The sequence below is a fragment of the Gardnerella sialicivorans subsp. sialicivorans genome (genome assembly GCF_056746795.1).
Map to the genome: position 1 here is coordinate 256015 of NZ_JBWPXA010000002.1, position 24102 is coordinate 280116.

18 protein-coding genes are annotated in these 24102 nt (G+C 40.1%); 7 read left to right on the forward strand and 11 right to left on the reverse strand.

Annotated features, from left to right (window positions below):
• Window positions 1-267: 267 nt before the first annotated feature.
• The 3 genes from AC1EKB_RS02210 to uvrA form a co-directional block, all read right to left on the reverse strand.
• Window positions 268-1398 carry a GuaB3 family IMP dehydrogenase-related protein gene (locus AC1EKB_RS02210; protein ID WP_415694227.1) on the reverse strand — a complete coding sequence of 377 codons (1131 nt, stop codon included), beginning with the start codon at window positions 1396-1398 and terminating at the stop codon, window positions 268-270.
• Between the two features lie 51 nt (window positions 1399-1449).
• Window positions 1450-3720, reverse strand: coding sequence for an excinuclease ABC subunit UvrC (uvrC, locus tag AC1EKB_RS02215; protein ID WP_481248719.1), 2271 nt, complete (start codon window positions 3718-3720; stop codon window positions 1450-1452).
• 70 nt (window positions 3721-3790) lie between these two features.
• Window positions 3791-6754 carry an excinuclease ABC subunit UvrA gene (uvrA, locus tag AC1EKB_RS02220; protein WP_481248738.1) on the reverse strand — a complete coding sequence of 988 codons (2964 nt, stop codon included), beginning with the start codon at window positions 6752-6754 and terminating at the stop codon, window positions 3791-3793.
• 310 nt (window positions 6755-7064) lie between these two features.
• Between uvrA and AC1EKB_RS02225 the strand changes: the two genes are divergently transcribed.
• Window positions 7065-8666: an ABC-F family ATP-binding cassette domain-containing protein gene (locus tag AC1EKB_RS02225; protein ID WP_018615781.1), complete on the forward strand. Its 1602-nt coding sequence runs from the start codon at window positions 7065-7067 to the stop codon at window positions 8664-8666.
• Between the two features lie 14 nt (window positions 8667-8680).
• Window positions 8681-10909 (forward strand): beta-carotene 15,15'-monooxygenase, encoded by a 2229-nt coding sequence (locus AC1EKB_RS02230; RefSeq protein ID WP_481248720.1) that lies wholly within the window; start codon window positions 8681-8683, stop codon window positions 10907-10909.
• Between the two features lie 69 nt (window positions 10910-10978).
• On the opposite strand, the gene AC1EKB_RS02235 is transcribed toward AC1EKB_RS02230, so the two are convergent.
• From AC1EKB_RS02235 to AC1EKB_RS02245, 3 genes are all read right to left on the reverse strand, one after another.
• On the reverse strand, window positions 10979-12205 hold the full coding sequence (locus AC1EKB_RS02235; RefSeq protein ID WP_481248721.1) for a pyridoxal phosphate-dependent aminotransferase: 1227 nt from the start codon (window positions 12203-12205) through the stop codon (window positions 10979-10981).
• Between the two features lie 103 nt (window positions 12206-12308).
• Window positions 12309-13079 carry a polyphosphate--glucose phosphotransferase gene (gene ppgK, locus AC1EKB_RS02240; RefSeq protein ID WP_415694232.1) on the reverse strand — a complete coding sequence of 257 codons (771 nt, stop codon included), beginning with the start codon at window positions 13077-13079 and terminating at the stop codon, window positions 12309-12311.
• 185 nt (window positions 13080-13264) lie between these two features.
• Window positions 13265-14107 carry an inositol monophosphatase family protein gene (locus AC1EKB_RS02245; protein ID WP_415694233.1) on the reverse strand — a complete coding sequence of 281 codons (843 nt, stop codon included), beginning with the start codon at window positions 14105-14107 and terminating at the stop codon, window positions 13265-13267.
• Window positions 14108-14400: 293 nt separating this feature from the next.
• Between AC1EKB_RS02245 and serB the strand changes: the two genes are divergently transcribed.
• Window positions 14401-15108, forward strand: coding sequence for a phosphoserine phosphatase SerB (gene serB / locus AC1EKB_RS02250; protein ID WP_415694249.1), 708 nt, complete (start codon window positions 14401-14403; stop codon window positions 15106-15108).
• A 33-nt stretch (window positions 15109-15141) separates the two neighbouring features.
• Here the strand turns inward: serB and fmt are convergent, their stop codons facing one another.
• The 3 genes from fmt to hrcA form a co-directional block, all read right to left on the reverse strand.
• Complete coding sequence (gene fmt / locus AC1EKB_RS02255; protein ID WP_481248722.1) at window positions 15142-16122, reverse strand: methionyl-tRNA formyltransferase; 981 nt, start codon at window positions 16120-16122, stop codon at window positions 15142-15144.
• A 51-nt stretch (window positions 16123-16173) separates the two neighbouring features.
• On the reverse strand, window positions 16174-17331 hold the full coding sequence (locus tag AC1EKB_RS02260) for a DnaJ C-terminal domain-containing protein (RefSeq protein WP_481248723.1): 1158 nt from the start codon (window positions 17329-17331) through the stop codon (window positions 16174-16176).
• 71 nt (window positions 17332-17402) lie between these two features.
• Window positions 17403-18419: a heat-inducible transcriptional repressor HrcA gene (gene hrcA / locus AC1EKB_RS02265; RefSeq protein ID WP_481248739.1), complete on the reverse strand. Its 1017-nt coding sequence runs from the start codon at window positions 18417-18419 to the stop codon at window positions 17403-17405.
• Between the two features lie 329 nt (window positions 18420-18748).
• Between hrcA and tkt the strand changes: the two genes are divergently transcribed.
• The 4 genes from tkt to AC1EKB_RS02285 all read left to right on the forward strand — a co-directional run bounded on the left by tkt (window position 18749) and on the right by AC1EKB_RS02285 (window position 23134).
• Window positions 18749-20848 carry a transketolase gene (gene tkt, locus AC1EKB_RS02270; RefSeq protein WP_415694236.1) on the forward strand — a complete coding sequence of 700 codons (2100 nt, stop codon included), beginning with the start codon at window positions 18749-18751 and terminating at the stop codon, window positions 20846-20848.
• Between the two features lie 210 nt (window positions 20849-21058).
• Window positions 21059-22162, forward strand: a complete 1104-nt coding sequence (gene tal, locus AC1EKB_RS02275; RefSeq protein WP_004117904.1) for a transaldolase — start codon at window positions 21059-21061, stop codon at window positions 22160-22162.
• A 370-nt stretch (window positions 22163-22532) separates the two neighbouring features.
• Window positions 22533-22736 carry a helix-turn-helix transcriptional regulator gene (locus tag AC1EKB_RS02280; RefSeq protein WP_004113289.1) on the forward strand — a complete coding sequence of 68 codons (204 nt, stop codon included), beginning with the start codon at window positions 22533-22535 and terminating at the stop codon, window positions 22734-22736.
• A complete protein-coding gene (locus tag AC1EKB_RS02285) occupies window positions 22733-23134 on the forward strand; it encodes a DUF2178 domain-containing protein (RefSeq protein WP_481248724.1) in 402 nt (133 codons plus the stop codon). The genes AC1EKB_RS02280 and AC1EKB_RS02285 overlap by 4 nt, the downstream gene beginning before the upstream one ends.
• Window positions 23135-23383: 249 nt before the next feature.
• Here AC1EKB_RS02285 and AC1EKB_RS02290 read toward each other — a convergent pair whose 3' ends face one another.
• Complete coding sequence (locus AC1EKB_RS02290; protein ID WP_481248725.1) at window positions 23384-23620, reverse strand: hypothetical protein; 237 nt, start codon at window positions 23618-23620, stop codon at window positions 23384-23386.
• 168 nt (window positions 23621-23788) lie between these two features.
• Complete coding sequence (locus AC1EKB_RS02295) at window positions 23789-24043, reverse strand: hypothetical protein (protein ID WP_481248726.1); 255 nt, start codon at window positions 24041-24043, stop codon at window positions 23789-23791.
• Between the last annotated feature and the right edge of the window lie 59 nt (window positions 24044-24102).

A 24102-nucleotide genomic window follows, 5' to 3' on the forward strand; every position in this document is an offset into this window, starting at 1 on the left:
GCCTTACACATGTTATATCAATAATGGCGTTGAAAACTAACTTGACTTTGCAGAATTCTGGAATACTAAGTTTATTAACAGAAACAAAACAAAACTATCAAAAACGGGATTATGAGCCAAAAGCTAACTGACTAATTCTATTTTAAGAACATTCATCATCTTAGCTTTACGCACTTTTAGCCTATAAACAAGAATTGCGCACTCAAAATTGAATCAAGCGCGCAATTCTATTAATCATTAATAAGATAATAATAGGATTTTAATGATTTACCTTATATCTTGATGGAATGGGTTAAAAACAACACTACAACGCTGGAAACTCTTAACATCAACATATCCAGTAGATGCCATTGTTCGCCTTAAAGCACCAATAAGGTTAGTCTTTCCATCTGCCATATGACTTGGTCCAAACAAGATATTCTCAAGTGGAGCAACAGTTCCAACATTCGTTCGCATACCACGCGGCAAAGAAGGATGACGAGCTTCTGCTCCCCAATGCATTCCTCGGCCTGGAGCCTCGGTTGCGCGCGCTAAAGGAGTTCCAAGCATTACTGCATCTGCTCCCATAGCAAGTGCTTTAATAAAGTTGCCAGACGTTCCCATTCCGCCATCTGCAATAATTTGAACGTATCGTCCACCAGACTCGTCCATATAATCTCTGCGAGCTTCTGCAACGTCGGCAATAGCAGTTGCCATAGGCGCTTGAACTCCAAGCGTATTCATTGTTGCAGAAACTGCTCCACCGCCAAAACCAACAAGGATTCCAGCAGCTCCAGTTCGCATAAGATGCAATGCGGAAGTGTAATCTGCGCAACCTCCAACAATAACTGGAACGTCTAAATCGTAAATAAACTTCTTTAAGTCGAGAGGCTCATGGTCTTTAGAAACGTGTTCTGCACTAACAGCAGTTCCGCGAATAACAAATAAATCAACGCCTGCTTCTAGAACAGTAGAATAAAATTCTTGAGTGCGTTGTGGAGAAAGAGCACCTGCAACCGTAACACCAGCATCGCGAATTGTGTGCAAGCGCTTAACAATAAGTTCTGGCTTGATTGGCTCCGAATAAATCTCCTGTATGCGCTTAGTTGCAACTTCTTCTTTAAGCTCTGAGATTTCTTTAAGAAGTGGTTCTGGATTCTCGTAACGAGTCCACAATCCTTCCAAATCTAGCACGCCCAACGCTCCCATTTGGCCCATTGCAATAGCCGTATCTGGGCTTGTAACAGAATCCATTGGCGCAGCAATCACTGGTACGTCAAAACTATAAGCGTCGACTTGCCATGATGTAGATACAGCCTTTGGGTCGCGAGAACGACGAGAAGGAAGTATAGCAATATCGTCTAGTGAGTAAGCAACTCGGGCTTTTTTGCCCAAACCTATTTCGATTTCTTGAGACATACTTATAAGGCTAGTTGCTTATCATGACTAATCAACATGCCATAGAATTGTTTAGATTTGTTGAGGGTGCAAAAACTCATAAATAGTTTTAGCTTTTAACAAACCGATTCCAGGAACTTTTTGCAACTCTTCTATGCTTGCTTCTTTTAGATTTTTAACACTACCAAATGCAGAAAGCAAACGTTTTTTATAAGATTCGCCAATTCCAGGAATTGAGTCAATAGATGAATACAACATTGCCTTTGCACGTTTTTTCCTATGATAAGCAATCGCAAAGCGATGAGATTCATCTCTAGCTCTTTGAAGCAAATACAATCCTTCGGAGCTTCTTTTTAGAATAATTGGGTATTGATTATTAGGTAGCCAAACTTCTTCTAATTTTTTAGACAATCCACATACTGTTATGCCTTTAACATTGCAATCAATCATTGCTTTTTGAGCTGCTTTTGCTTGCTCAATACCGCCATCGACGATTACAAGATTAGGCTTGTACGCAAATTTTTTAGAGTATGATTGTGCAGGATTTTCTACGCAATCATCATCCACATCGCTATTACTTTCATCTTTATGCTTAAAACGTCTAGAAATAGTTTCATATAATGCGCTTAAATCGTCTAGTTGGCCAATGCCATTAGGTCCTTTTATAGAAAATCTTCTATATTCACTAGGTTTAGCAATTCCATCTTCAAAAACAACCATTGATGCAACTTGATATCTTCCATCAGCCGAGTTTGAAATATCATAGCATTCAATTCGCAAAGGAGCTTCGCTCATTGAAAGAGCTGCAGCAACTTGATTCATAGCATTAGTTCTAGATTCTAAAGTAGAAATCCTACTTGTTTTCATCTGTTTAAGAGATTGCTCAGCATTCAGGTTTGCTTGATCCATAAGCGAGCGCTTATCTCCACGCTCTGCAACTTTAATAGTTACTTTTGATCCTCTTAAACCACTAAGCCAGCTTTCAAGATTTTCTTTTTGAGAGTTATCTAATTCAATAGGAACAATAATCTCCCTAGGAATTGGGCAAATAGGGTCAAGCAAATCCCCTCTTCCAGTTGTTTCTTGGCGCTTTTTGCGTTCTTTTGTTTCTTTAGCTCTATACGACGAATTTATATTTTGGCCGCTAGAATAGTCGATTTGTAACGCATTCCTGGATTGCTCTATCTTTAAAGAGTTTGCATATTGCAAATCATTATTTGATTCATATTCGGAATAAACTCGTATAAGCAAATTTGCGATTATATCTGCATCACTAATGTCTTCGCTTCTTTCGACTTGCCAGTTTTTCTCTCCGCGAATCAGTCCTTCTCTAACAAAAAATGCGTGAACGCATGCATCAATCGAATCTGCACTAAATCCAAAAACATCAGCTTCTACATTATCGTTAAAAACAACGGAATTTTGTTGAATAACAGTTCTAAAAATGTTGATTTTGTCTCTTATTTTTGCAGCATTTTCAAAATCTAAATTATCGCTTAACTCCTTCATTTTTCTAGTTAAATCGTTAATGTAGGAATCTCCAATAGCGCCAGTTAAAATGCCAACTAATTGTTCAACATTGTTTCTATGCGTTTTTTTGTCTACTTTTTGAACGCAAGGTGCAGAGCATTTTCCAATAGACGCAAGAAGACACGGTCTTCCTGTTTTTTGTGCTTTATTAAAAACAGACTGTCTGCATGTTCTAACTGGAAAAGTTTTTAGCAAAGAATCCAAACTGTGTTTTAATTGCCAAACTTTTGCATACGGTCCAAAATATTGCGTTGACTTTGAGTTTCGATTTCTAGTAATCCAAACTCTTGGAAAATCATCGTTTACCGATACAGCAATATATGGGTATGTTTTATCATCTTTAAAAACAATGTTGAATTTTGGATTAAACTCTTTAATCCAAGTATATTCAAGCGTTAAAGCCTCAAGCTCCGTGTTTACAACAGTCCATTCTAAGCTTCTAGCTGTTAATACCATTGATTGCGTTCTAGGATGAAGTTGATTTAATGGCTGAAAATAATTTGATAGCCTGTTTCTTAAACTTTTTGCTTTTCCAACGTATATTACTTTTCCACGCTCATCTCTCCACTTGTACACTCCAGGCTGATTTGGAATATCGGAAGTTTTTGGCCTAAATAAATCACGACTATCGCCTAAAAGAGGAGCACCAAAGTCATTTTTAGATGAATTATCAAAGTAGTTAGCATTACTTTCATCATATTTAGATAGGTGAGTTTTCTTCCATTCTCCCCTGCTAGTTTCTCTATCTTCTATATTTTCTATATCTTCTATATCTTCTCTAATATTTGATTCTTTAGAATTTAGAATATTCATTATCTCACCTCCTTTCATAAGATTATTCATAAAATTATTCATAAAATTTTACTTATAACTTCTGATTTTGTTACTCTTTGAGCATTGATTTTAAGAACTTACCAGTCCAGCTATATTGCACTTTTGCAACATCTTCTGGAGTGCCAGTTGCTACGATTTCGCCGCCTTTATCTCCTCCTTCTGGGCCTAAATCTATAATCCAATCTGCGCATTTTACAACATCAAGATTGTGCTCAATAACTATTACACTATTGCCTTTATCTACTAAAGATTGAAGAACACTTAAAAGCTTACGAACATCTTCAAAATGCAAGCCCGTAGTAGGTTCATCTAGAATATAAACGGTTTTTCCAGTAGAACGCTTTTGTAGTTCTGTAGCAAGCTTTACTCTTTGTGACTCTCCGCCAGAAAGTGTTGGAGCACTTTGGCCAAGTCGAATATAGCCTAATCCAACTTTAACTAAAGTTTCTAAGTATCTAAAAATAGACGGATATGCTTTAAAGAACACAGCAGCTTGCGATATTGGCATATCTAGCACGTCTGAGATAGTTTTACCATTATATTTTACTTCTAGAGTGTCTCGATTATACCTTTTTCCGTGGCATTCTTCGCATTGCACGTATACGTCTGGCAAAAAATTCATCTCGATTTTAAGCGTTCCGTCTCCGCTACAAGCCTCGCACCTTCCGCCTTTTACGTTAAACGAGAATCTTCCAGGGCCGTACCCTCTAACTTTTGCCTCTGGAGTTTGAGCAAAAAGCGAACGGATCTTATCCCAAACTCCAGTATATGTAGCAGGATTTGATCTTGGTGTTCTACCAATAGGATTTTGATCTACGTGAACAACCTTATCGCAATTGTCTACTCCATCAACGCGCTTATGCAATCCTGGAACAATGCGAGCGCCGTTTAGCTTATCTGCCAAAACTGGGTAAAGTATTGAGTTTATTAAGCTTGACTTTCCAGATCCAGAAACTCCTGTTATGCAAGTAAATACGCCTAAAGGTATTTCTACATCTATGTTTTTAAGATTGTGTTCTTTTGCACCAACAATAGTTAACATACGACTTTTGTTGATTTTGCGACGCTTTTTAGGAACATCTATTGTGCGTCTTTTTGCAATATAGTCTCCTGTAATTGATCGCTTTGCCTCTGTTATGTGTTTTGCAGGGCCACAATATACAACTTCTCCGCCGTTTTCTCCAGCTTCTGGACCAATGTCTACAAGCCAGTCTGACTTTCGTATTGTATCTTCGTCGTGTTCTACAACTATAAGCGTATTTCCAAGATCTCTAAGATTGTGCAACGTAGATATAAGCTTTTCGTTGTCTCTTTGATGAAGACCAATAGACGGTTCGTCAAGAACGTACATAACTCCAACTAGTCCAGACCCTATTTGCGTTGCAAGTCTTATTCTTTGCGCTTCTCCGCCAGAAAGAGTTTTTGCTGCTCTAGAAAGAGTTAAGTAGTTTAAGCCAACGTCATTTAAGAATCCTAGTCTTGCTTTGATTTCTTTTACAATCTCTTTAGCAATTATCTTTTTTGAGCCTTCTAGATTTAACGAATTAATCCATTCAAGACTTTTTTCAATAGGCATATCGCATACGTCTGCGATTGAGCACGAGCCAACTTTAATAGACAAGACTTCTGGATTGAGTCTTTTTCCTTTGCATGTTAAGCATGGCACTTCTCGCATGTATGATTCGTAGTATTGACGCATTTGATCTGAGTCTGTTTCGTCATGCTTGCGCATAAGAGTTCGCACTACGCCCTCAAATCCTGTTGAATACTCTCTCTGCCTACCCCATCGATTTTTATACGATACTTTTACTTCAAAATCATGGCCATAGAGTATTGAATCTTGCACATCTTTTGGAAGATTTTCCCACGGCGTATCCATACTAAAACCAAGCTCTACGCTTAAGCCTTTTAACACGTGCCTGTAGTATTCTCCAGCTGCTTTATTCAATGCCCAAGGTTCTATAGCACCTTCGTTAAGTGATTTTTCTGTATTTGGAACAACAAGAGCAGGGTCAATCTCTAGATTGTAACCAATTCCAGAGCAATCATGGCATGCTCCATACGGAGCGTTGAATGAGAACGTTCTTGGCTCTATCTCTAATAGGTTAAATTGATGATTATTCGGGCACGCCATATTTTCGGAAAAACTTTGACGCCTGTTTTTAGAAGAAGCATCTTCGTCTACAAAATCCGCAACAACAATACCTTTAGAAAGCTTTAATGCTGTTTCTATAGAATCTGTAAGACGTGTACGTATACCATCTTTTATAACTAATCTATCTACAATAACTTCGATTGTGTGTTTCTTTTGCTTTTCTAAAACAATATCTTCGGAAAGCTCTCGCATTTGCCCATCTACAAGCGCTCTAGAATAGCCGTCTGACCTAAGAAGAGTAATAGTATCTTTAAACTCACCTTTTCTGCCGTTAACAATAGGAGCCAGTAATTGCAACCTTGTTTTTTGCGGCAAAGAAATCAATGCGTTAGCTATTTGTTGAGGGGTTTGCGCGCTAACAATTTCGCCACATTTAGGGCAATGTGGAACACCTACGCGAGCAAAAAGAAGCCTTAAATAGTCATAAATCTCCGTAATTGTACCAACAGTAGAACGAGGATTGCGATTAGTAGTTTTTTGGTCAATCGACACTGCTGGGCTTAAGCCTTCAATAAAATCTACGTCTGGCTTATCCATTCTTCCAAGGAATTGCCTTGCGTACGCGCTTAAGGATTCCACATAACGCCTTTGACCTTCTGCAAAAAGAGTGTCGAAAGCAAGAGAAGATTTACCCGAACCAGATAGTCCAGTAAAAACAATCATCCTATTTCTAGGCAATTGCAAATTAACGTTCTTTAGATTATGCTCTCTTGCACCTTGAACAGTTATTTTTAAGTCGGAAGGAACATCACTTAAGTCGTATATTAAATTACCATTATTTTTTATAATTGGCGCCGAATCAATAAAGGATTGAAGTACATTGTTTTTTTGACGATTATTTCCATCTTTAGTATTCATGCTTGTAGCATTCGCGCTTGCATCTTTTATTGAAAGAGATTGCTTACTTTGTGAAGAATCCAAGTGTTTTTGCATTCTACCTCCTTAAGATGCGTTAGCGTATATGAATCAAAATTGCAAAACTAAATCTTGATTACGTGCCTGTTTTGTAATATCATTCATTATAGAACACATGTTCGAAATATGTTGCTTACTGCGTGTTGCTAGTCCTATGCAAGCCTAACGGTATAATCGGGAGCTTGGTTAACATATTTCAATTAATATTTTAATTACGATTTTGCAAGAATAGAACTTAAGGGGTGGGTAAAAAATGGCCATTGACGCACAAGGACTTACTATACAAATTGGTGCGCGCACGCTATTAAACCCAACAGATTTTCACGTTACAAAAGGCGACAAAATAGGCTTAGTCGGAAGGAATGGCGCTGGAAAAACAACACTTACGCGCGTAATTACTGCAGAAACACTTCCAGCTGGCGGAAGCGTAAAAGTAAGCGGCTCTTTAGGGTACCTTCCACAAGACACACATGCAGCAGATCCAGAGCAAAGCGCGTTAGATAGAATTATGAGCGCTCGCGATATTTCGTCAATCGTATCTCGTATACGAAAAGCAGAAAAAGACATGACGAATCCAGATCCAGATATTATGACAAAAGCCATGAATCGCTACGATAAAGCGATTAATGATTTTGAAAAAGCTGGTGGGTACGCTGTTCAATCAGAAGCAATATCAATGGCAAATAGCCTTGGACTCCCACAAGAAGTTATGAAACAAGCTCTTGGAACACTTTCTGGTGGACAACGCAGACGAATCGAACTTGCGCGAATACTTTTTTCTAATGCAGATACGCTGATTTTAGATGAGCCTACTAACCACTTAGACGCAGATTCCATAATATGGTTGCGAAACTATCTGAAAAAATTCTCTGGCGGATTCCTTGTTATATCTCACTCAACAGAGTTACTAGACGAAGTTGTTAATAAAGTTTGGCATTTAGATGCACAATTGGCTCAAATAGACATGTATTCAATGGGCTGGAAAGCATACTTGCATCAGCGCGTTGTAGACGAAGAGCGAAGAAGAAGAGAGCGCGAAGTTGCAGAAAAGAAGGCGGAGCGACTTATGAAGCAAGGAATCCGACTTCATGCAAAAGCAACTAAAGCGGTAGCAGCTCAAAATATGATGCGTAGAGCTGAACGCTTATTGAATGAAACAAGCGAAGCTCAAAGCCGCGAAAAAGTGGCAGATATTAGATTCCCAGAGCCTGCTCCTTGCGGCAGAACTCCTATTATGGCTAAAGATATTTCAAAAGCTTATGGTTCAAACATCGTATTTGCTGGAATAAATTTGGCTATAGACAAGGGCTCGAGAGTTGTTATTTTGGGATACAATGGCGCTGGAAAAACTACCACTTTGCGCATTCTAGCTGGCGAAGAAAGCGCAGATACTGGCGTTGTTGAATATGGACACGGATGCAAAATAGGCTATTTTGCGCAAGAGCACGATACTTTAGACTTAGATGCAACTGTGTTAGAAAATCTCCAACACGTTGCACCAGAATTAAACGACACTCAAGCAAGATCAATGCTTGGAAGCTTCCTGTTTTCGGGAGATGACGCCATGAAACCCGCTAAAGTGCTTTCTGGCGGCGAGAAAACTCGCCTAGCATTGGCAACTCTTGTAACTTCTAAAGCAAACGTTCTTTTACTTGATGAGCCTACTAATAACTTAGACCCAGCTTCTCGCGAAGAAATTCTTAAAGCTATTTCTAAGTACGAAGGCGCAATTGTGTTGGTTACCCACGACGAAGGAGCGGTTCTTGCGCTAAACCCAGAAAGAGTTCTTCTTATGCCAGACGGCGACGAAGACTTGTGGAGCGACGACTATCTTGATTTGGTTGCGGAAGAATAGGATTTTAGGTTGCTATGAAAAAAACAGCTAATTTTGCCAATTGCGCGTTACGCAACATTTTTCGCGTTCTTCGCGCGCCTTTAGCAATTTTGCTGTTAATAGCATTGTTTGAATGCACTATTGGAAACATGCCTTTTTGGAATAGTGTTACCGGCAGCACAGATAGCATGTTTGCTCACAATCTTACTGGCCCTGGAATTAAAAGACTTTCTTCTGGAGGACTTTTAATTACGGATCCTTCGGAATCTTATCTAGAAGTTAATTCCGATGGATCTTCTCCATACATTCAGCTTAAACCTTCGCTAATTACGCCTAAAAAAATTGGCAAAAGTCCTGTTAAAACAGACGTGCATGTACGCATTGATGTTAATAAAATCGCAGGAAAGCCTTTAAGCACAAACCCAAGAGCTATTAATTTTGCTATGCTTCCTGTTCCAGATCAAGCGGTTGGAGTTAAAAGCACGCTTAGATTATGGATACAACACCCTAAAGGAGACGTTGTAGACGTTGAAGACGCAAAAGCAAATGTTAGAGCACCTTTTAGTTGGAATTGGGGTCGCGTTCTTCTTCTTATAGTCGTTTCAATTTTGATTTCTTTGTGGAATCCTTGGTCTAAATTGTGGAAAATCAAACTTAATACAAAAAGTGTTAACCAAAGATTTTTACTCGTTTTATCTTGGACTCCATTTATTGCTATAGCTGTTGTTGCAATCGTTTGGAATGTTTTTAACGGTATTCCAATGCATTTTGACGTTGCTGGAAACTACACGTACGATTTTGACCAATATGCACGCACAGCAGATGCTCTTATTAAAGGCAAAACATATCTTGACTTGCCTGTTCCTAAGCAAATGCAAGCTCTTGCTAATCCGTACGATCCAATTGCAAGAAACAAGCTTCTTTCTGATTTAGTGCACAATATTTATTGGGATCACGCGTATTACAACGGTCATTGGTACTCGTATTTTGGCGTAATTCCAGCTGTTTTATTCTTTATGCCTTACAGACTTATATCAAGCTTGTGGATTAATGGCGGAGCAATGCTTCCAACAACAATCGCAACTCTTATATGCCTAGTGGGATTCTTAATTTCGGGCTCTCTTCTAGTGATTAGACTTATTGAGCGAATAAACAAACGAGCGTCTCTTGCTTGCGTGTCTATTTGCTTAGCATTGTTCTTTATTACATCTAACACTGTTTACTTGTGGTTTAGAACATCATTCTATAGTGTTCCAATGGCAGCTTCGCTATTCTTTACATCTTTAGGATTATGGTTTTATCTTGGCGCTTCTAAAAATGGCATTGCAAAAGATGAAAATCAAGCACAAGAATCCAACGAATCTTGCAATTCTATTCACCAAATATCCGCTAAGCACATTGCTTTAGGTTCTTTGTTTATATCGCTAAATCTAGGATGCAGACCAACATTTATAATCGCGTTTTTATTTGCAATACCGCTTTTTTACAACAATATTTACTTTTATCTTAAGCATTTAATTTCTATCAAGAAAATTATAAAAGAAGACTTAAAGCAAACAATAAAGCTAGTTTTAAGCGTGATTGTTCCGTTTGTAATAGTCGCAATACCAATCGGATTGTATAACGCTTTAAGATTTGGGTCTCCATTTAACTTTGGTAACGAATATCAAATTACGATTACAGACATGACTACAATGCGTCTTCCATTGCAAAACATTATTCCTTCTATTTTAAGTTATTTAGCTTTACCATTGCGCTTTACACCAGTTTTCCCTTGGATTTCGATTAATCCTATTGCCTTCGATAGATGGCAATACGCAGAGCCAATGATTGGTGGAATGTTTACTCTTGCTCCATTGGCATTTATTGGCGTTATCTGTTCTTTATTAATGATTAAAAAAATGAGCAAATTTGCGTCGAGACTTGCTATATGTGCTTTGATTCTTGCAATGATTGTTGTTGTTTTCAACAGCTTAAAAGCAGGAATTGGATGGCGTTATATTGCTGACTTTGGCTGGGCGTTCTCGCTAAGCGCAATAATCGGAATTAATGTTTTTCTAGAAAAATACGCAAATATAGATAATTGCACAAGTTTGCGCACAAAAGTTATGTGTTACACAATACGCATTGTAGTTTTATTAATGCTATTTTTCTCTATTGCAATCGCATTCTTAGGTTGGTTTGTTCCAGGAAGAGAAGATTCGGTTTTGCGATTCAATCCGGGGTTTTGGCATAACGTTAGATGCTGGTTTACGCTAATCTAGTCTAAAGTTTAAGAACACGAGTCTTTTAGATTTCTTTCTAGATTACTTCTTAAAGTCTTACTAGATTTTTTACATCTCTTCTAACATTTTGTGAACAGTATTAAGCAACAAAGTAACGCCATTTTCAAATTGATCTTCTTGCGGAAGTAAAGATAGCGCTAAGTAGCCATTAGTTGGCATATCAAAATAATATCCAGGCTGAGAAACCAGCTTGTAGTCTTTAATTAATCGCAAAGCTAATAAATCATCGTCTATACAAGAAGGAACTCGCAATAAAATATTCCATCCGCCTTCTGCACGCAATGCACTAACGCAACAATTTGGGTAGTTTGCAAGCATTTTTCTAAGCGTTTTAAGATTAGAGCGTACTCGACTTTGAACAATCGCAGTTTGCTCTTTAGCACATTGCAATAATTCTGGAATTCTTTCCGATACAGTTGCGCCAATCGGAAGAAAATCATCCGCAATAACGTCAAGTCGTTTCATTGCTTCTTGCACATCTTGACTTGGCCCCGAAACTTCAATCCACCCAACTTTTGCGTGCGGAGCTGCAAGCATTTTTGAGAATCCATCTAAAGCAAAAACAAGCGTTGATTGTTCGCCTGCAAGTCTTGAATTTTCGCTAAATGGCTCTAAAGAGTAATCGTAGAAAACTTCATCTGCAATAATCGCAACATTATTTTTATTGCACAAACTCAACAATTGCGCTCTTTCTTCTGGCTTAATATAAGAGCCTGTTGGATTATTTGGGTTTATTAAAACAAGAGCACGAATGCGATTATCCTTATTCTCTAAAAGTTCTTTAACTCTTGGAATATCAATAGTCCAAGAGCCATCGTAAACAAGCGGATAAGGTATAGATTTTACGCCTTGAAGTCTTGCAATAGATTCAATAAGAGGATACCCAGGAGTTGGAGCTAAGACTGAGTCGCCGCAATCGCACATTAGCATCATAAGCCATGCATATGCTTGAGAAGTAGAAGATAATACGTATAGATTATTTGGATTAAGAGCTTTTAGTGAATTACTTTTTTGATCTACGGTATTTTGACTTGCACCACTTTGATCTACGCGATTATCTCTAGCATTTATAAAGTCAGCAAGAATGCGTCTAACTTCGATTGGCCCTCTAGGATCTGCTGTATATTTTGCGCTTAAACATTTTGGAGCAAGACCATGCGCTGTTGGGTTTGAATCGTTAAGTTTTGTGAGTTTAATACCTTTAGATATAGCATCGCGTTGAGCCAGAATAATTGGATTTGGCTCGCTTACATCAACTCTAGAAGAAAATCGCACTCGACTACACTAGCGCATTGCATAACCAAATATAAAAAAATGCGCTGAACGCAAAAGCATCCAGCGCAAATAAAGTAAATAAAACAAATAAAATATTAAAACTTTACTTGTTTCTTTGTTGCATTGCATAGTAAGCTGCGCCAATAATACCAGCTTCGTTATGCAAAGATGCAACAACAATAGGAGTCTTAATATCGATATGCGGCAAGAACTTCTCGCTCACACGGCTAACGCCACCGCCAACAACAAACAAGTCTGGATTAAAGTACTTTTCCATTAATCCGTAATACTTAGTTAAGCGCTTAGCCCACTTTTTATAGCCCATATCCAACTTTTCACGAACAGAAGAAGCAGCATACTTTTCTGCATCTCCCTTTCCTTTTTCTAGCTGAATGTGACCAAGCTCTGTGTTTGGAATAAGAACGCCATTGTAAATCAAAGCAGTTCCAATTCCAGTGCCTAATGTTGTTGCAATAACTAAGCCATCTTTATCTTTTGCAGCACCAAAGTGTTGCTCAGCAAGACCCGCAGCATCTGCATCGTTAACAACTGTAACAGGGCGACCGCAAGCTTCGCTAAACACTTCTGTAACATCCACACCAATCCAAGATTGATCAAGATTTGCCATAAACTCAAGCTTCTTGCCTGGCTTAATAGGCGCTGGGAAAGCAATACCAACAGGAACATCTTCAGGTACTTCAAAATGCTCTAGCTGCTGACGAACAATATCTGCAACAGCTTGAGGTGTGGAAACCGCTGGAGTTAGAATCTTATAACGAGGTTCCGCAAACTCGCCTTTTTCCAAATTTACTGGTGCAGCTTTAATGCCAGAACCACCAATATCTACGCCAAACGCTTGTGCAGTGTCAATCATCGCTAACACTCCCCTCTGAATGTGGACAACGGGATATCACGTTTATTCTACAATATTGTTAAAGCGACACGCTTATATAGAGGCATTTATCAAAGGCATTTATCAACTACATAATGGCTTTTATAAACACAAGTAAAATACTACTTTAAGCAATACTATTTTAGGTAATTAAGCAATACTACTTACTACTTTAAGTAATTTTGAAGTTCTTTGTTTATTAAACCATTTGAAGCAATAACGTCGTTTTCGCGCCTCCAATGGATCGAGTCACCATTCCATTGTCGAACATGACCTTGAGCCTCTTTAACAACAACAGCACCAGCAGAAACGCCTGGAATATCCCATTTGTGAAGATGCGGCTCAAAATAAGCGTCGTAAGTACCATCAGCAACCTTGCATAAGTCAAGAGAAGCAGGGCCAATGCGCTTAATATCTGCTGGGCATTCTTCCTCAAGCGAAGAAACAACATCCAATGCTCTTTTAGATTCGCCTGGAATATAAGACATTCCGTAGCAAACAACAGAACCATGCAATGTTGATGTTGTAGAAGGCGTGATTTTCTCTCGCTTTTCTCCATTAGGAGTTTTGCGAATACGAATAGCACCCTGGCCTTTAGCTGCCAAATATGTAAGCCCTAAAGCTGGAGCGTGAACAACTCCAAGAACAGGCCTTGCGGAGCCTTGATCATTAAACTCAAAAAGCGAAACAGTTAAAGTCCACTCTGCCATATCTCGATTAAAGTTAATAGCGCCGTCAATATTTCCAACGCACCAAAAACGATCACCAATATTGCAATTTTCTGGACGATTACGCCAAAATCCTTGGAAAGTATTTATGTACGTAAGACGATTTTCAATAAACCGCACAAGCTTATCTCCAAAACCTGAATCTGCTTGATTAGGATCCCCCAAAACCATCATGCTTGCCATATCTCTAGGATTTAATTGGTCTTGATACGCATGCTTACCAACATCTTCCAAAATTCTAGCAACTTCAAGAGCAACATCGCGTAAATTCATACTTGCCATACTTTACTCACCTCTTTAATTTCCCCACATCTTGATTACGTTTTTATCTATTTCAAAAATCTTGCAACTATCCATAAAATCTGCAACTATTTTACTCAACTAATCAAATTAAACCAAACTTCCACACGCAATATTCCAATAAAATCAATAAACTTTCACATTTAATAGTTTTATAGAAAGGCTTCACATGCAAAAACGCATAATAAAACAAATTCCTAAATTTCTTAAACCAGCCTTAGAATTAATTAATAAACCTAACATCTCTCTTAGAAGATTATAACATGACTTATAACATGACTAAAGTATCAGACTTAAAAACACAGAACTTAATTAATATTCATTCAAATAATCCTTCAAATAATCCTTCACTAAAAAAACCAGGACTTCTTGTTTTAGATGTAGACGCCACTCTTATTGAAGAAGAAGTTATAGATTTATTAGGAGACATTGCTGGAGTTGGCTCTGATTTGGCATACATAACGTCTAGAGCAATGCAAGGGGAAATGGACTTTAATACGTCGCTAAAACTAAGGGTTTCTATGCTTAAAGGACTTGACTATTCTTGCGTTAAACAAGTTGCGCAAAATATTCATGTAACAAATGGAGCTAAAAAACTTATAAGCACATTGCACTCTTATGGATGGAAAGTTGGAGCTGTTAGTGGCGGATTCAAGCAAGTTTTAGACGATTTTTTGCCAAAACTAAACATAGACTTTTGGGTTGCAAACAATCTAGAAGTCGTAGATTCTAAATTGAGCGGAAAAGTTATTGATCCAATAGTAAATCGTCAATATAAAGCAAAAGCATTGACTAATTGGGCGCGCAAAAACAATATTGACATTAGCCAAAGCGTTGCTATTGGAGACGGCGCTAACGATATAGATATGATTAAAACAGCAGGATTAGGCGTAGCATTTTGCGCAAAGCAGTTATTAAAAAGTCAAGCTAAAGCAAGCATAGATACGCGAGACCTAAGCCTAATTTTAGATTTACTAAGCTAACATTTAACCCAAATAGAATTAATCCAAGTAGTATTAGCTCAAGTAAGATTCGCTACTTAAGTGCGCTCCTCTTGCCCAATCTGCAGCATTCATAGCTTTTTTACCTTGCGCTTTAACTTCTAAAAGCTCAATAGCTCCACTTGCACATCCAACCCAAACATTGTGCTTTTTTGAAAGAATCTGCCCAGGTTTAAGCTCGTTTAGATTATGCAATGCAATATCTTCATCTTTTGCTAATGCGCAAGAAAGAACGTGCAAAGTAATTGTTTGCAAATCGCTAGAATCAACATGCAGATTGCACCAAGCTCCAGGATTTGGCGTGCAAGCGCGAACCTGCCTATCGATTGCAAACGCTGGAATATCAAAACGAATATGAGCATCTTCAACAGTGATTTTTTGAGCGATTTGGCAAGGCGTAGGATCTTGCTCAACAGGAATAATTTGACCAGATTCCATGCCAACAAGCGCAGAGCAAAGAAGATTTGCACCATCATTGCTTAATCGAGTAAGCAAATCGCCAGCTGTTTCATGAGCGCCAATCTCGGTAGTCATTTGTGCAAGAATCGGACCTTCATCCATTCCGCTCGTAATCTTAAAAACTGTTGCACCTGTAATATCGTCTCCAGCCCATATTGCGCGCTGAACAGGAGCAGCACCTCGCCATTGCGGAAGAAGCGAAAAATGCAAGTTGTACCATCCAAGAGGAAGAGCATCCAAAACAGATTGCTTAAGAATCTTTCCGTACGCAACAACGGCCGCAAGCCTTGCGCCAGTAGCTTTTAGAGCACTCACACACTCCTGCTCATTGCTAGGATTAACCTCTAAAACAGGAATTCCAAGCTCAATCGCAGCTTTTTTAACAGCACTAGGAACAAGCTTTCTACCTCTGCCAGTCGGAGCATCTGGACGAGTAAGAACAGCTCGAACATCAAAATGCTCTTTATCTTCAGCAAGCGCGCGCAAAGGAGCAACAGCAACATCTGGAGTTCCAGCAAACAAAATAGGCAATACCATAAATTAACTCCCAAAAATACTAAAATACTAAAATACTAAAATCCTAAAATCCTAGCAAAAAGCATCTTTTAGCTTGCTAAAGAATCCCTTTTTATTGCCCACTGACTCTGCAATCGCGTGTTGCTTTACTTCGCTAACTTTTTCATCGTGCAAGTTTGCAAACTTTTCAATCAAACTACGCTCTTCTTCGCTAAGTTTTGTTGGAATATTAACAAGAACGTGAACAATAAGATTTCCTCTATCTTTGCTTCCAAAAGCGGTAACACCCAAATCGTAAAGAGGAATCGTGTCTTCGTTTTGCGTTCCAGCAGGAATTTCAACACTCTTTTTGCCATCAAAAGTATCAATATCTACTTTGTGACCAAGCACAGCCCAGCTCATTGGAACGTCAATCCAGCAATGTAAATCGTTTAAGTCTCTAGTAAATTGCTCGTCTTTACGAATGCGAACGTCAACATACAAATCGCCAGCAGGACCACCACATTCGCCTATTGCTCCTTGAGACGCAAGTCGTAAGCGAGAATTCTCTTTAATTCCAGCAGGAATCGTGATTCCAACTTCTCTAGAAGTGCGAACGCGACCATGACCGTGGCAATTTGGGCAAACATTTTTAATAATCGTTCCGTGACCTTCGCAAGCGCGGCAAGGCTCCGAAGACATCATTTGACCAAACATTGTACGAGTAACTCGTTGCACAAAACCAGCACCCTTACAATCTGGGCAAGTTATCGGATCTGATTTATCTGCAGAGCCCTTTCCAGCGCAATCTTGGCAAAGACCGAAAGTTGAAACATGAACCTTAGCGTTTCCACCAAAAACAACAGTTTTAAGATCAACCTTAACTTCTGTTAATGAATCTTCACCACGATTAACGCGCGGAATAGGAGATCCAGCATTAGCACCAAAAGACCCAGAGAAGAACTGGTTTAGAATATCTCCCATATCCATATTCATATTCGCGTACGCGCCAGCACCAGCACCAGCACCCGATGCCGATAGATTATTTGGATCTACGCCCATATCTACCATTTTGCGTTTTTCTGGATTAGACAAAACGTCGTATGCAGCGTTAACTTCCTTGAATTTGTCTTCAAACTCAGGCCCTGCAATATCTGGATGATACTTTCGACTTAACTTTCTATAAGCTTTGCGAATCTCATCGTCGCTAGCGTTAGAATCAACACCTAAAATCTTGTAATAGTCAGTCACTTAACTCCCCTTTTATGTTCTAAAATTATTTTTGCATAAGGCACAGCCAGCTAATATTTATGAATTTGCTTTTATGAATTTTCAGATATAAACGCATTAAGATATTTTGCTACAGCTTTAACAGCCGTCATTGTTGCAGCATAATCCATATGAGTAGGGCCGATTGAGCCAATAAACGCCGAATCGGAATCTGAATTGTAGCCGTAAGCGCTTGTTACAACAGAAGCATTTAGAAGACCAGGCGTGTGAGTTTCCGAACCTATTGCAACGCTAACGCCACTTGCGCAATCGTTTGCCTCTTCGCTTAGCGAAGTCATAAGTCGCATAATAACAGCTTGCTCTTCTAGAGCGTCAAAAAGAGACGCAAAATCGCCAATATTTTGCCTATGCGCAAGTTGAGAAGCTCCAGCCATGTACAAATCGTGGGAATGCTCGCCGTCGTGCATATCTTCTAACGCGTTAGCAAGTTGACTAATAACTTGCAAAGCAGAAGCTAAATCCTGGCGATTTGCTAGAGAATAAACACGTTTTGAAGCATCAAGAAGAGATAATCCAATGCAATCATCGTTAACCATATTAGTTAGATGCAATAAATCATCTGCATTTATGTTTGATGCTTGAATCATGTGTTGCGCAACTCCTCCAGCGTCTGTAATAACAACAACTAGAAGAGTTGAAGACGATACTTGAACAATCTCAATTCTTTTTACTTTTGATTTCGACAATGCAGGAGATGCCACTAGCGCAACCTGACCAGTTATGCTTGCAAGAAGTCGCGCTGAGCGTTGTAGAGTGTCTTGTAAACTTACAGATCCACTTAAAAACGTGCGAATCCCTCGCCTTTGCGCATTAGAAAGCGGGATTAGCGCCGCCATTCCGTCAACGAAATATCTGTATCCTTTTTCTGTAGGGATTCTTCCAGCAGAAGTATGTGGTTGAATCAAGTAGCCTTCTTCTTCTAGAAGAGACATATCGTTGCGAATCGTTGCAGAACTAACGCCTAATTTGTGATTTTTAGCTAAAGATGCAGATCCAACAGGCTCATGCGAACGAATATAATCTTCAACAACCGCACGCAATATCATCATGCGTCGTGATTGCATTGATTCTCCTTTATTAAAACATCAAACTCAATTAAATAGCGCTAATAATTTTTATAAATAGCACTAATCGTTTCTTCTTAACTGCTACCATTATATATGCCAAAACAATATGTGATTAAGTATTATTAAGTATTTTTTAATAAGTCACTTTTACAGAACAACAGCTAACTATAAATATAAACTTTTGTTATGTTTTGACACACTTTGTTAGAAATTCGTCTGATATAAAAGATAGGATTAAAGGGCAATGTGAGGGTAATGGCCAGCGTAAGCTGTGCGCAAAAACCCGAATTATTGGAAGGAAAGTAGATCACATGACCGATTTCAACTGGTCTGCATTAGACGAGCGCGCCGTAAAGATGGCGAAGGTTCTCTCGGCTGATGCTGTTGAGCGAGCAGGACACGGACATCCTGGCTCCCCTGTTTCATTGGCACCAATTGCGTACACCTTGTACCAGCACTTCATTAAGCACGATCCTGCTGACCCAAAGTGGGCTGGCCGCGATCGTTTTATTCTTTCTGGCGGTCACGCTTCGCTTACGCAATACGTGCAATTGTTCTTCTCTGGTTACGGCTTAACTCTTGACGATCTTAAGTATTTCCGTGGCGGTGCAGACACGCGTACTCCAGGTCACCCAGAATATGGCTTAACTCCAGGCATCGAAATGACTACTGGCCCACTCGGTCAAGGTCTTGCTTCTGCTGTTGGTTTTGCTTATGGTCAGCGCTTTGAGCGCGGTCTTCTTGACCCAGAAGCTCCAGCTGGCACTTCCCCATTCGATCACAAAGTGTGGGTTATTTGCGGTGAAGGCGACGTTGAGGAAGGCGTTTCTTCTGAGGCTGCTTCCTTGGCTGGAAACCAGAAGCTTGGCAATTTGACTGTAATCTTCGATGCAAACCACATTCAGATTGAAGGCGACACTAAGCTCACCTTCTCTGAAGATATTCTTGCTCGTTACCGTGCATACGGTTGGTACACCGACGAAGTTAGCTTCATTCAGCCAGACGGTTCCTACAAGGAAGACGTTCAGGCTTTGGCTGCAGCTATTGAAAAGGCTCAGGAAGTTACCGATAAGCCTCACTTCATTAAGGTTAATACTTTGATTGCTTGGCCAACCCCAGGCAAGACCAACAATGAAGCTTCCCACGGCTCTAAGCTTGGCGAAGAAGCTGTTAAGGGCTTGAAGGAACTTTGCGGTTTCGATCCAGAAGTTTCGTTCCCAATCGACGAAGAAGCTTTGGCTCATGCTCGCAAGGTTGCAGAGCGCGGCTTGGCTGCTCACAAGGCTTGGGATGAAGCTCTTGCAAAGTGGGCTGCTGCTAACCCAGATAAGGCTGCTCTTTACGAGCGTCTTAAGGCTGGCAAGCTTCCTGAAGGATTCGACAAGGCTATTGACGACTTGGTCGCTGGCTTCGAAGTCGGTTCCAAGGTCGCTACCCGTAAAGCTTCTGGCGCAGTTCTTAACGCAATTGCTGCTGTTATGCCAGAACTTTGGGGCGGTTCCGCTGATTTGGGCGGCTCCAACAACACCAACATTAAGGGCGCTGACTCCTTCGGTCCATCCGAGGATGCAACTCGCACTTGGCCAAACGTTTCTGAGTACGGTCGCCAGCTTCACTTTGGTGTGCGTGAGTTTGCAATGGGTGCAATTACCAACGGTATTTTGCTTGGTTCTAACACTCGCCCATTCAACGGCACCTTCTTCCAGTTCTCCGACTACGAGCGCCCAGCAGTTCGCTTGGCTGCTTTGATGGAGATTCCAAACCTCTACGTTTGGACCCACGATTCCGTAGCCTTGGGCGAAGATGGTCCAACTCACCAGCCAATCGAACACTTGGCTGCTTTCCGTGCTATTCCTCAGCTTGAGGTTGTGCGCCCTGCAGATGAGTACGAAACTGCTGAAGCTTACCGCTACTTCTTCGAGAAGAAGAACAGCTATCCAACCGCTATGATTTTGACTCGCCAAGGCGTTCCAACTCTTGCAGAAACTGCTGAGAAGGCTCGCGAAGGCGTAAAGCACGGCGCTTACGTTTTGGTTGATTGCGAAGGCACTCCAGACGTAATCATCATGGCTACTGGCTCCGAAGTTCAGTGGGCGGTTGCTGGTGCCAAGACTTTGGCAGCTGAAGGCATTAAGGCTCGCGTTCTTTCCATGCCATCTCTCGAATGGTTCGAAGAGCAAGACGAAGAGTACAAGGAAGCAATCCTTCCAAAGTCTGTTAAGGCTCGCGTTTCCATCGAAGCTGGCTTGGCATTGCCTTGGTACAAGTATCTTGGCGATTGCGGCAAGGCTGTTTCTATTGAACAGTACGGCTTGCAGGGCGACGGCGGTCAGAACATGATCGACTTGGGCATTACTGCTGAGCACGTAGTAGAAGCTGCTAAGGCTTCTATCGAAGAAGCACGCGCTTAAGATAGCAAGTAATCAAAATAAAACTTGATGTGTCAAAATAAAATTGATTCATCACAAAAACTCGAAGTGCTAATTTAGCAACTTCACTGGAAACAGCAAAGGCGTGTTGATGTTAGGCTACAGATGGTTTAGCATCAACCGCTGTTTCCTGTAAAACGCCAACACTACCAACGTGTTCCAATTGGTGGAGCACAGTGTTAAGGAGATAACATGACTGAAGCAACGCAGCGCACTAGCGATTCCGGCGTTTCTATTTGGTTGGACGATTTGTCCCGTACCCGCATTGAGTCTGGCTCTTTGCAGGATTTGATTGCTAACAAGAATGTTGTTGGTGTTACTACCAACCCATCTATCTTCCAGAAGGCTTTGAGCCAGGTTGGCCCATACGACGCACAGCTTAAGGAGCTTGGCAAGGTTGACGTTGAGACCGCTATTCGCGAGTTGACCACTACCGACGTTCGTAACGCAACTGATATCTTCCGTGAGATTGCAGAAAAGACCGACTTCGTCGACGGCCGCGTCTCCATCGAGGTTGACCCACGCTTGGCTCACGATACTGCTAACACTGAGAAGCAGGCGGAAGAGCTTTGGGCAAAGGTTGATCGTCCAAACGTTATGATCAAGATTCCTGCAACTTTGGAAGGTCTTCCAGCTATCACCGCTACCCTTGCTAAGGGTATTTCCGTGAACGTAACCTTGATCTTCTCCCTCGAGCGTTACGAGCAGGTTATCGACGCCTTCATCGAAGGTATCGCTCAAGCTGCTGCTAACGGCCACGACTTGAAGCACATTGGTTCCGTAGCTTCCTTCTTCGTCTCCCGCGTTGATACCGCTGTTGACAAGCTCCTCGAAGCTAACGGTTCTGAAGAAGCTAAGGCTCTTGAAGGCAAGGCTGCTGTTGCTAACGCTCGCTTGGCTTACGAACTCTTCGAGAAGAAGTTCGCAGCTGACCCACGTTGGGCTGAGCTTGAGGCCAAGGGCGCTAAGAAGCAGCGTCCACTTTGGGCTTCTACTGGCACCAAGAACGCAGCTTACTCCGATTGCAAGTACGTTGACGAGTTGGTTGCTGAGCATGTTGTTAACACCATGCCAGAGAAGACTTTGAACGCTCTTGCTGATCACGGCAACGGTGCTGCTTCTATTAAGGGCACTTACGAAGAGAGCCACGCTGTTATGAACAAGCTTGCTGAGCTTGGCATTAACATTAAGGACGTTACCGACAAGCTTGAGGCCGACGGTGTTGCCGCCTTCATCAAGTCTTGGGATTCCGTGATTGCAGACGTACAGTCTGGCATCGATCGCGTAAACGCCTGATTTGATTAATCAGTAATAAATAGCAAAAGCCGCACATGAACGTGGATTAATTCACACATGTGCGGTTTTTGTTTTACTACATAAAGAAATATTACCATGTGCATTTGCTGCATTAGGAGTATGTATATCTTGGATATACTTGTATCTAAAAAAATTGATTCAATTGTTCATCTATGATCTTATTTGAGAAAGCACAATCTAAAAGATCTACACTGGCGTTAATCTGAGAACCTGGAATAAATATCTCTGCAAAGCGGCTCATAATTCGCCACATCTTTATTAAATACAACGGAAAGCAAACTTGACATTTGCTCTCGAAACGATTATCTTATATGTAAAGCTAGCTTTCCATTAGGAAGGAGAATGTAATGTGAAAAATAGACTTGAACAAATTAGAAAAGAAAAAGGCATAACCCAGGAAGAACTTGCTGACGCACTCGAAGTATCAAGACAAACAGTCGGTTCTTTGGAAAATGGAAGATACAACCCGTCAATCATATTGGCATACAAAATTGCTAAGTACTTTAATTTAACAATCGAAGAAATATTTATCTACGAGGAAGATAAAAAATGAAAAACAAAAAAACCCAGAATTTTTGGTACATAGGATATGTAATAGGAATTTGCGGATTAATTCTTGCACTCACTCTTAAACTGAACGAATCCGTAGAAATTGCACTGTCAGTTGTTTTTGTTGCAATTATCTCACTTTCACACGTAAAAATCATGCACTATAAGATGATGGAAAAAGACCACAACTACAAAATAAATGTGAACGATGAAAGAAACGAGAAAATCAAAGATAAAGTAAATGCAACAATGGCATTCATACTAATGCACCTAATGGGAATAATTGCCATAATTGCATTTATAACAAAAGCATATTTGCCAGCTGCTCTTCTAGCTATTTCGATTGCCTTTTCTCCATTAATCATGTTTTTTATCAACAAATATTATGAGAAAAAATATTAAAATCAGACCTAACCCGCTCATTTACTACTTATCACGCAACTTACAAACTTGCGTAAATTCCTTATCCCCAATACGAAACTTTTTTTTATTCTCAAAGTTACATCAGGCGAGGCAAATGAAAATGACCTTTACACTTGGATTAAAAACCACCAAGCCGAATACTCCAACATTCCTAAGCATTTTTAGAATATGCCAAACTATATTTCGTGCGATTGGTCAAAGTAGCGGACATAAAACACCACAACAGTATTACTTCACTACAGCTTTTCCATTCAAACAATGCACAGCATAGTGAGCACATCCACCTGTTTTGCGCCCAAAATTATTACAACTAAGATTAGCTTTATGCTTATCACAAACTTCAGCCACGCCATTCTCACAAACTACTTCAAGACATGCACCCTTGGTAATTTCTCCTTCTAAAACACTCGTACCATTTAACGCATCCACCATGCAAGAAGCAACAGCCTTAACATTATTTGCCACTTAAACAACTCCCTTGTTAAATATCGACTTATAGGCCAAAATCAAAAGACCCGATTGGGTCCGCATTGTTAAGAGGCGCGTCGGGTACTGTTATTTGCGTATGCTACACCAATGAGAGTATTTTATTAAATCTTTCAAACTAACACAAATTTTTTCTTTCTAACAAGATTATTTAGTCTTACACTCACCTTCATAATACCCAACAAGCAACTTCTTAAACTCAGAAACATTATTTTCTAGAATAACCAACAAGCCTTTACCATGAGGAATCAAATAATGATTCGCAAAAATCACAGAAGCCCTCTTATTCCCATCTAAAAATATCTGCGACTTCATAAAATAAACGCATAATCCAATCACAATAGCAGAAAGCCTCACTCCGCGAGGAACTATCACGAAGTGAGGCTTTCTACTATCCAGCATCTAACTATTCAATTATTAAAACTGATCAACATTAATTAGCACACTGAATTACTTGTTAT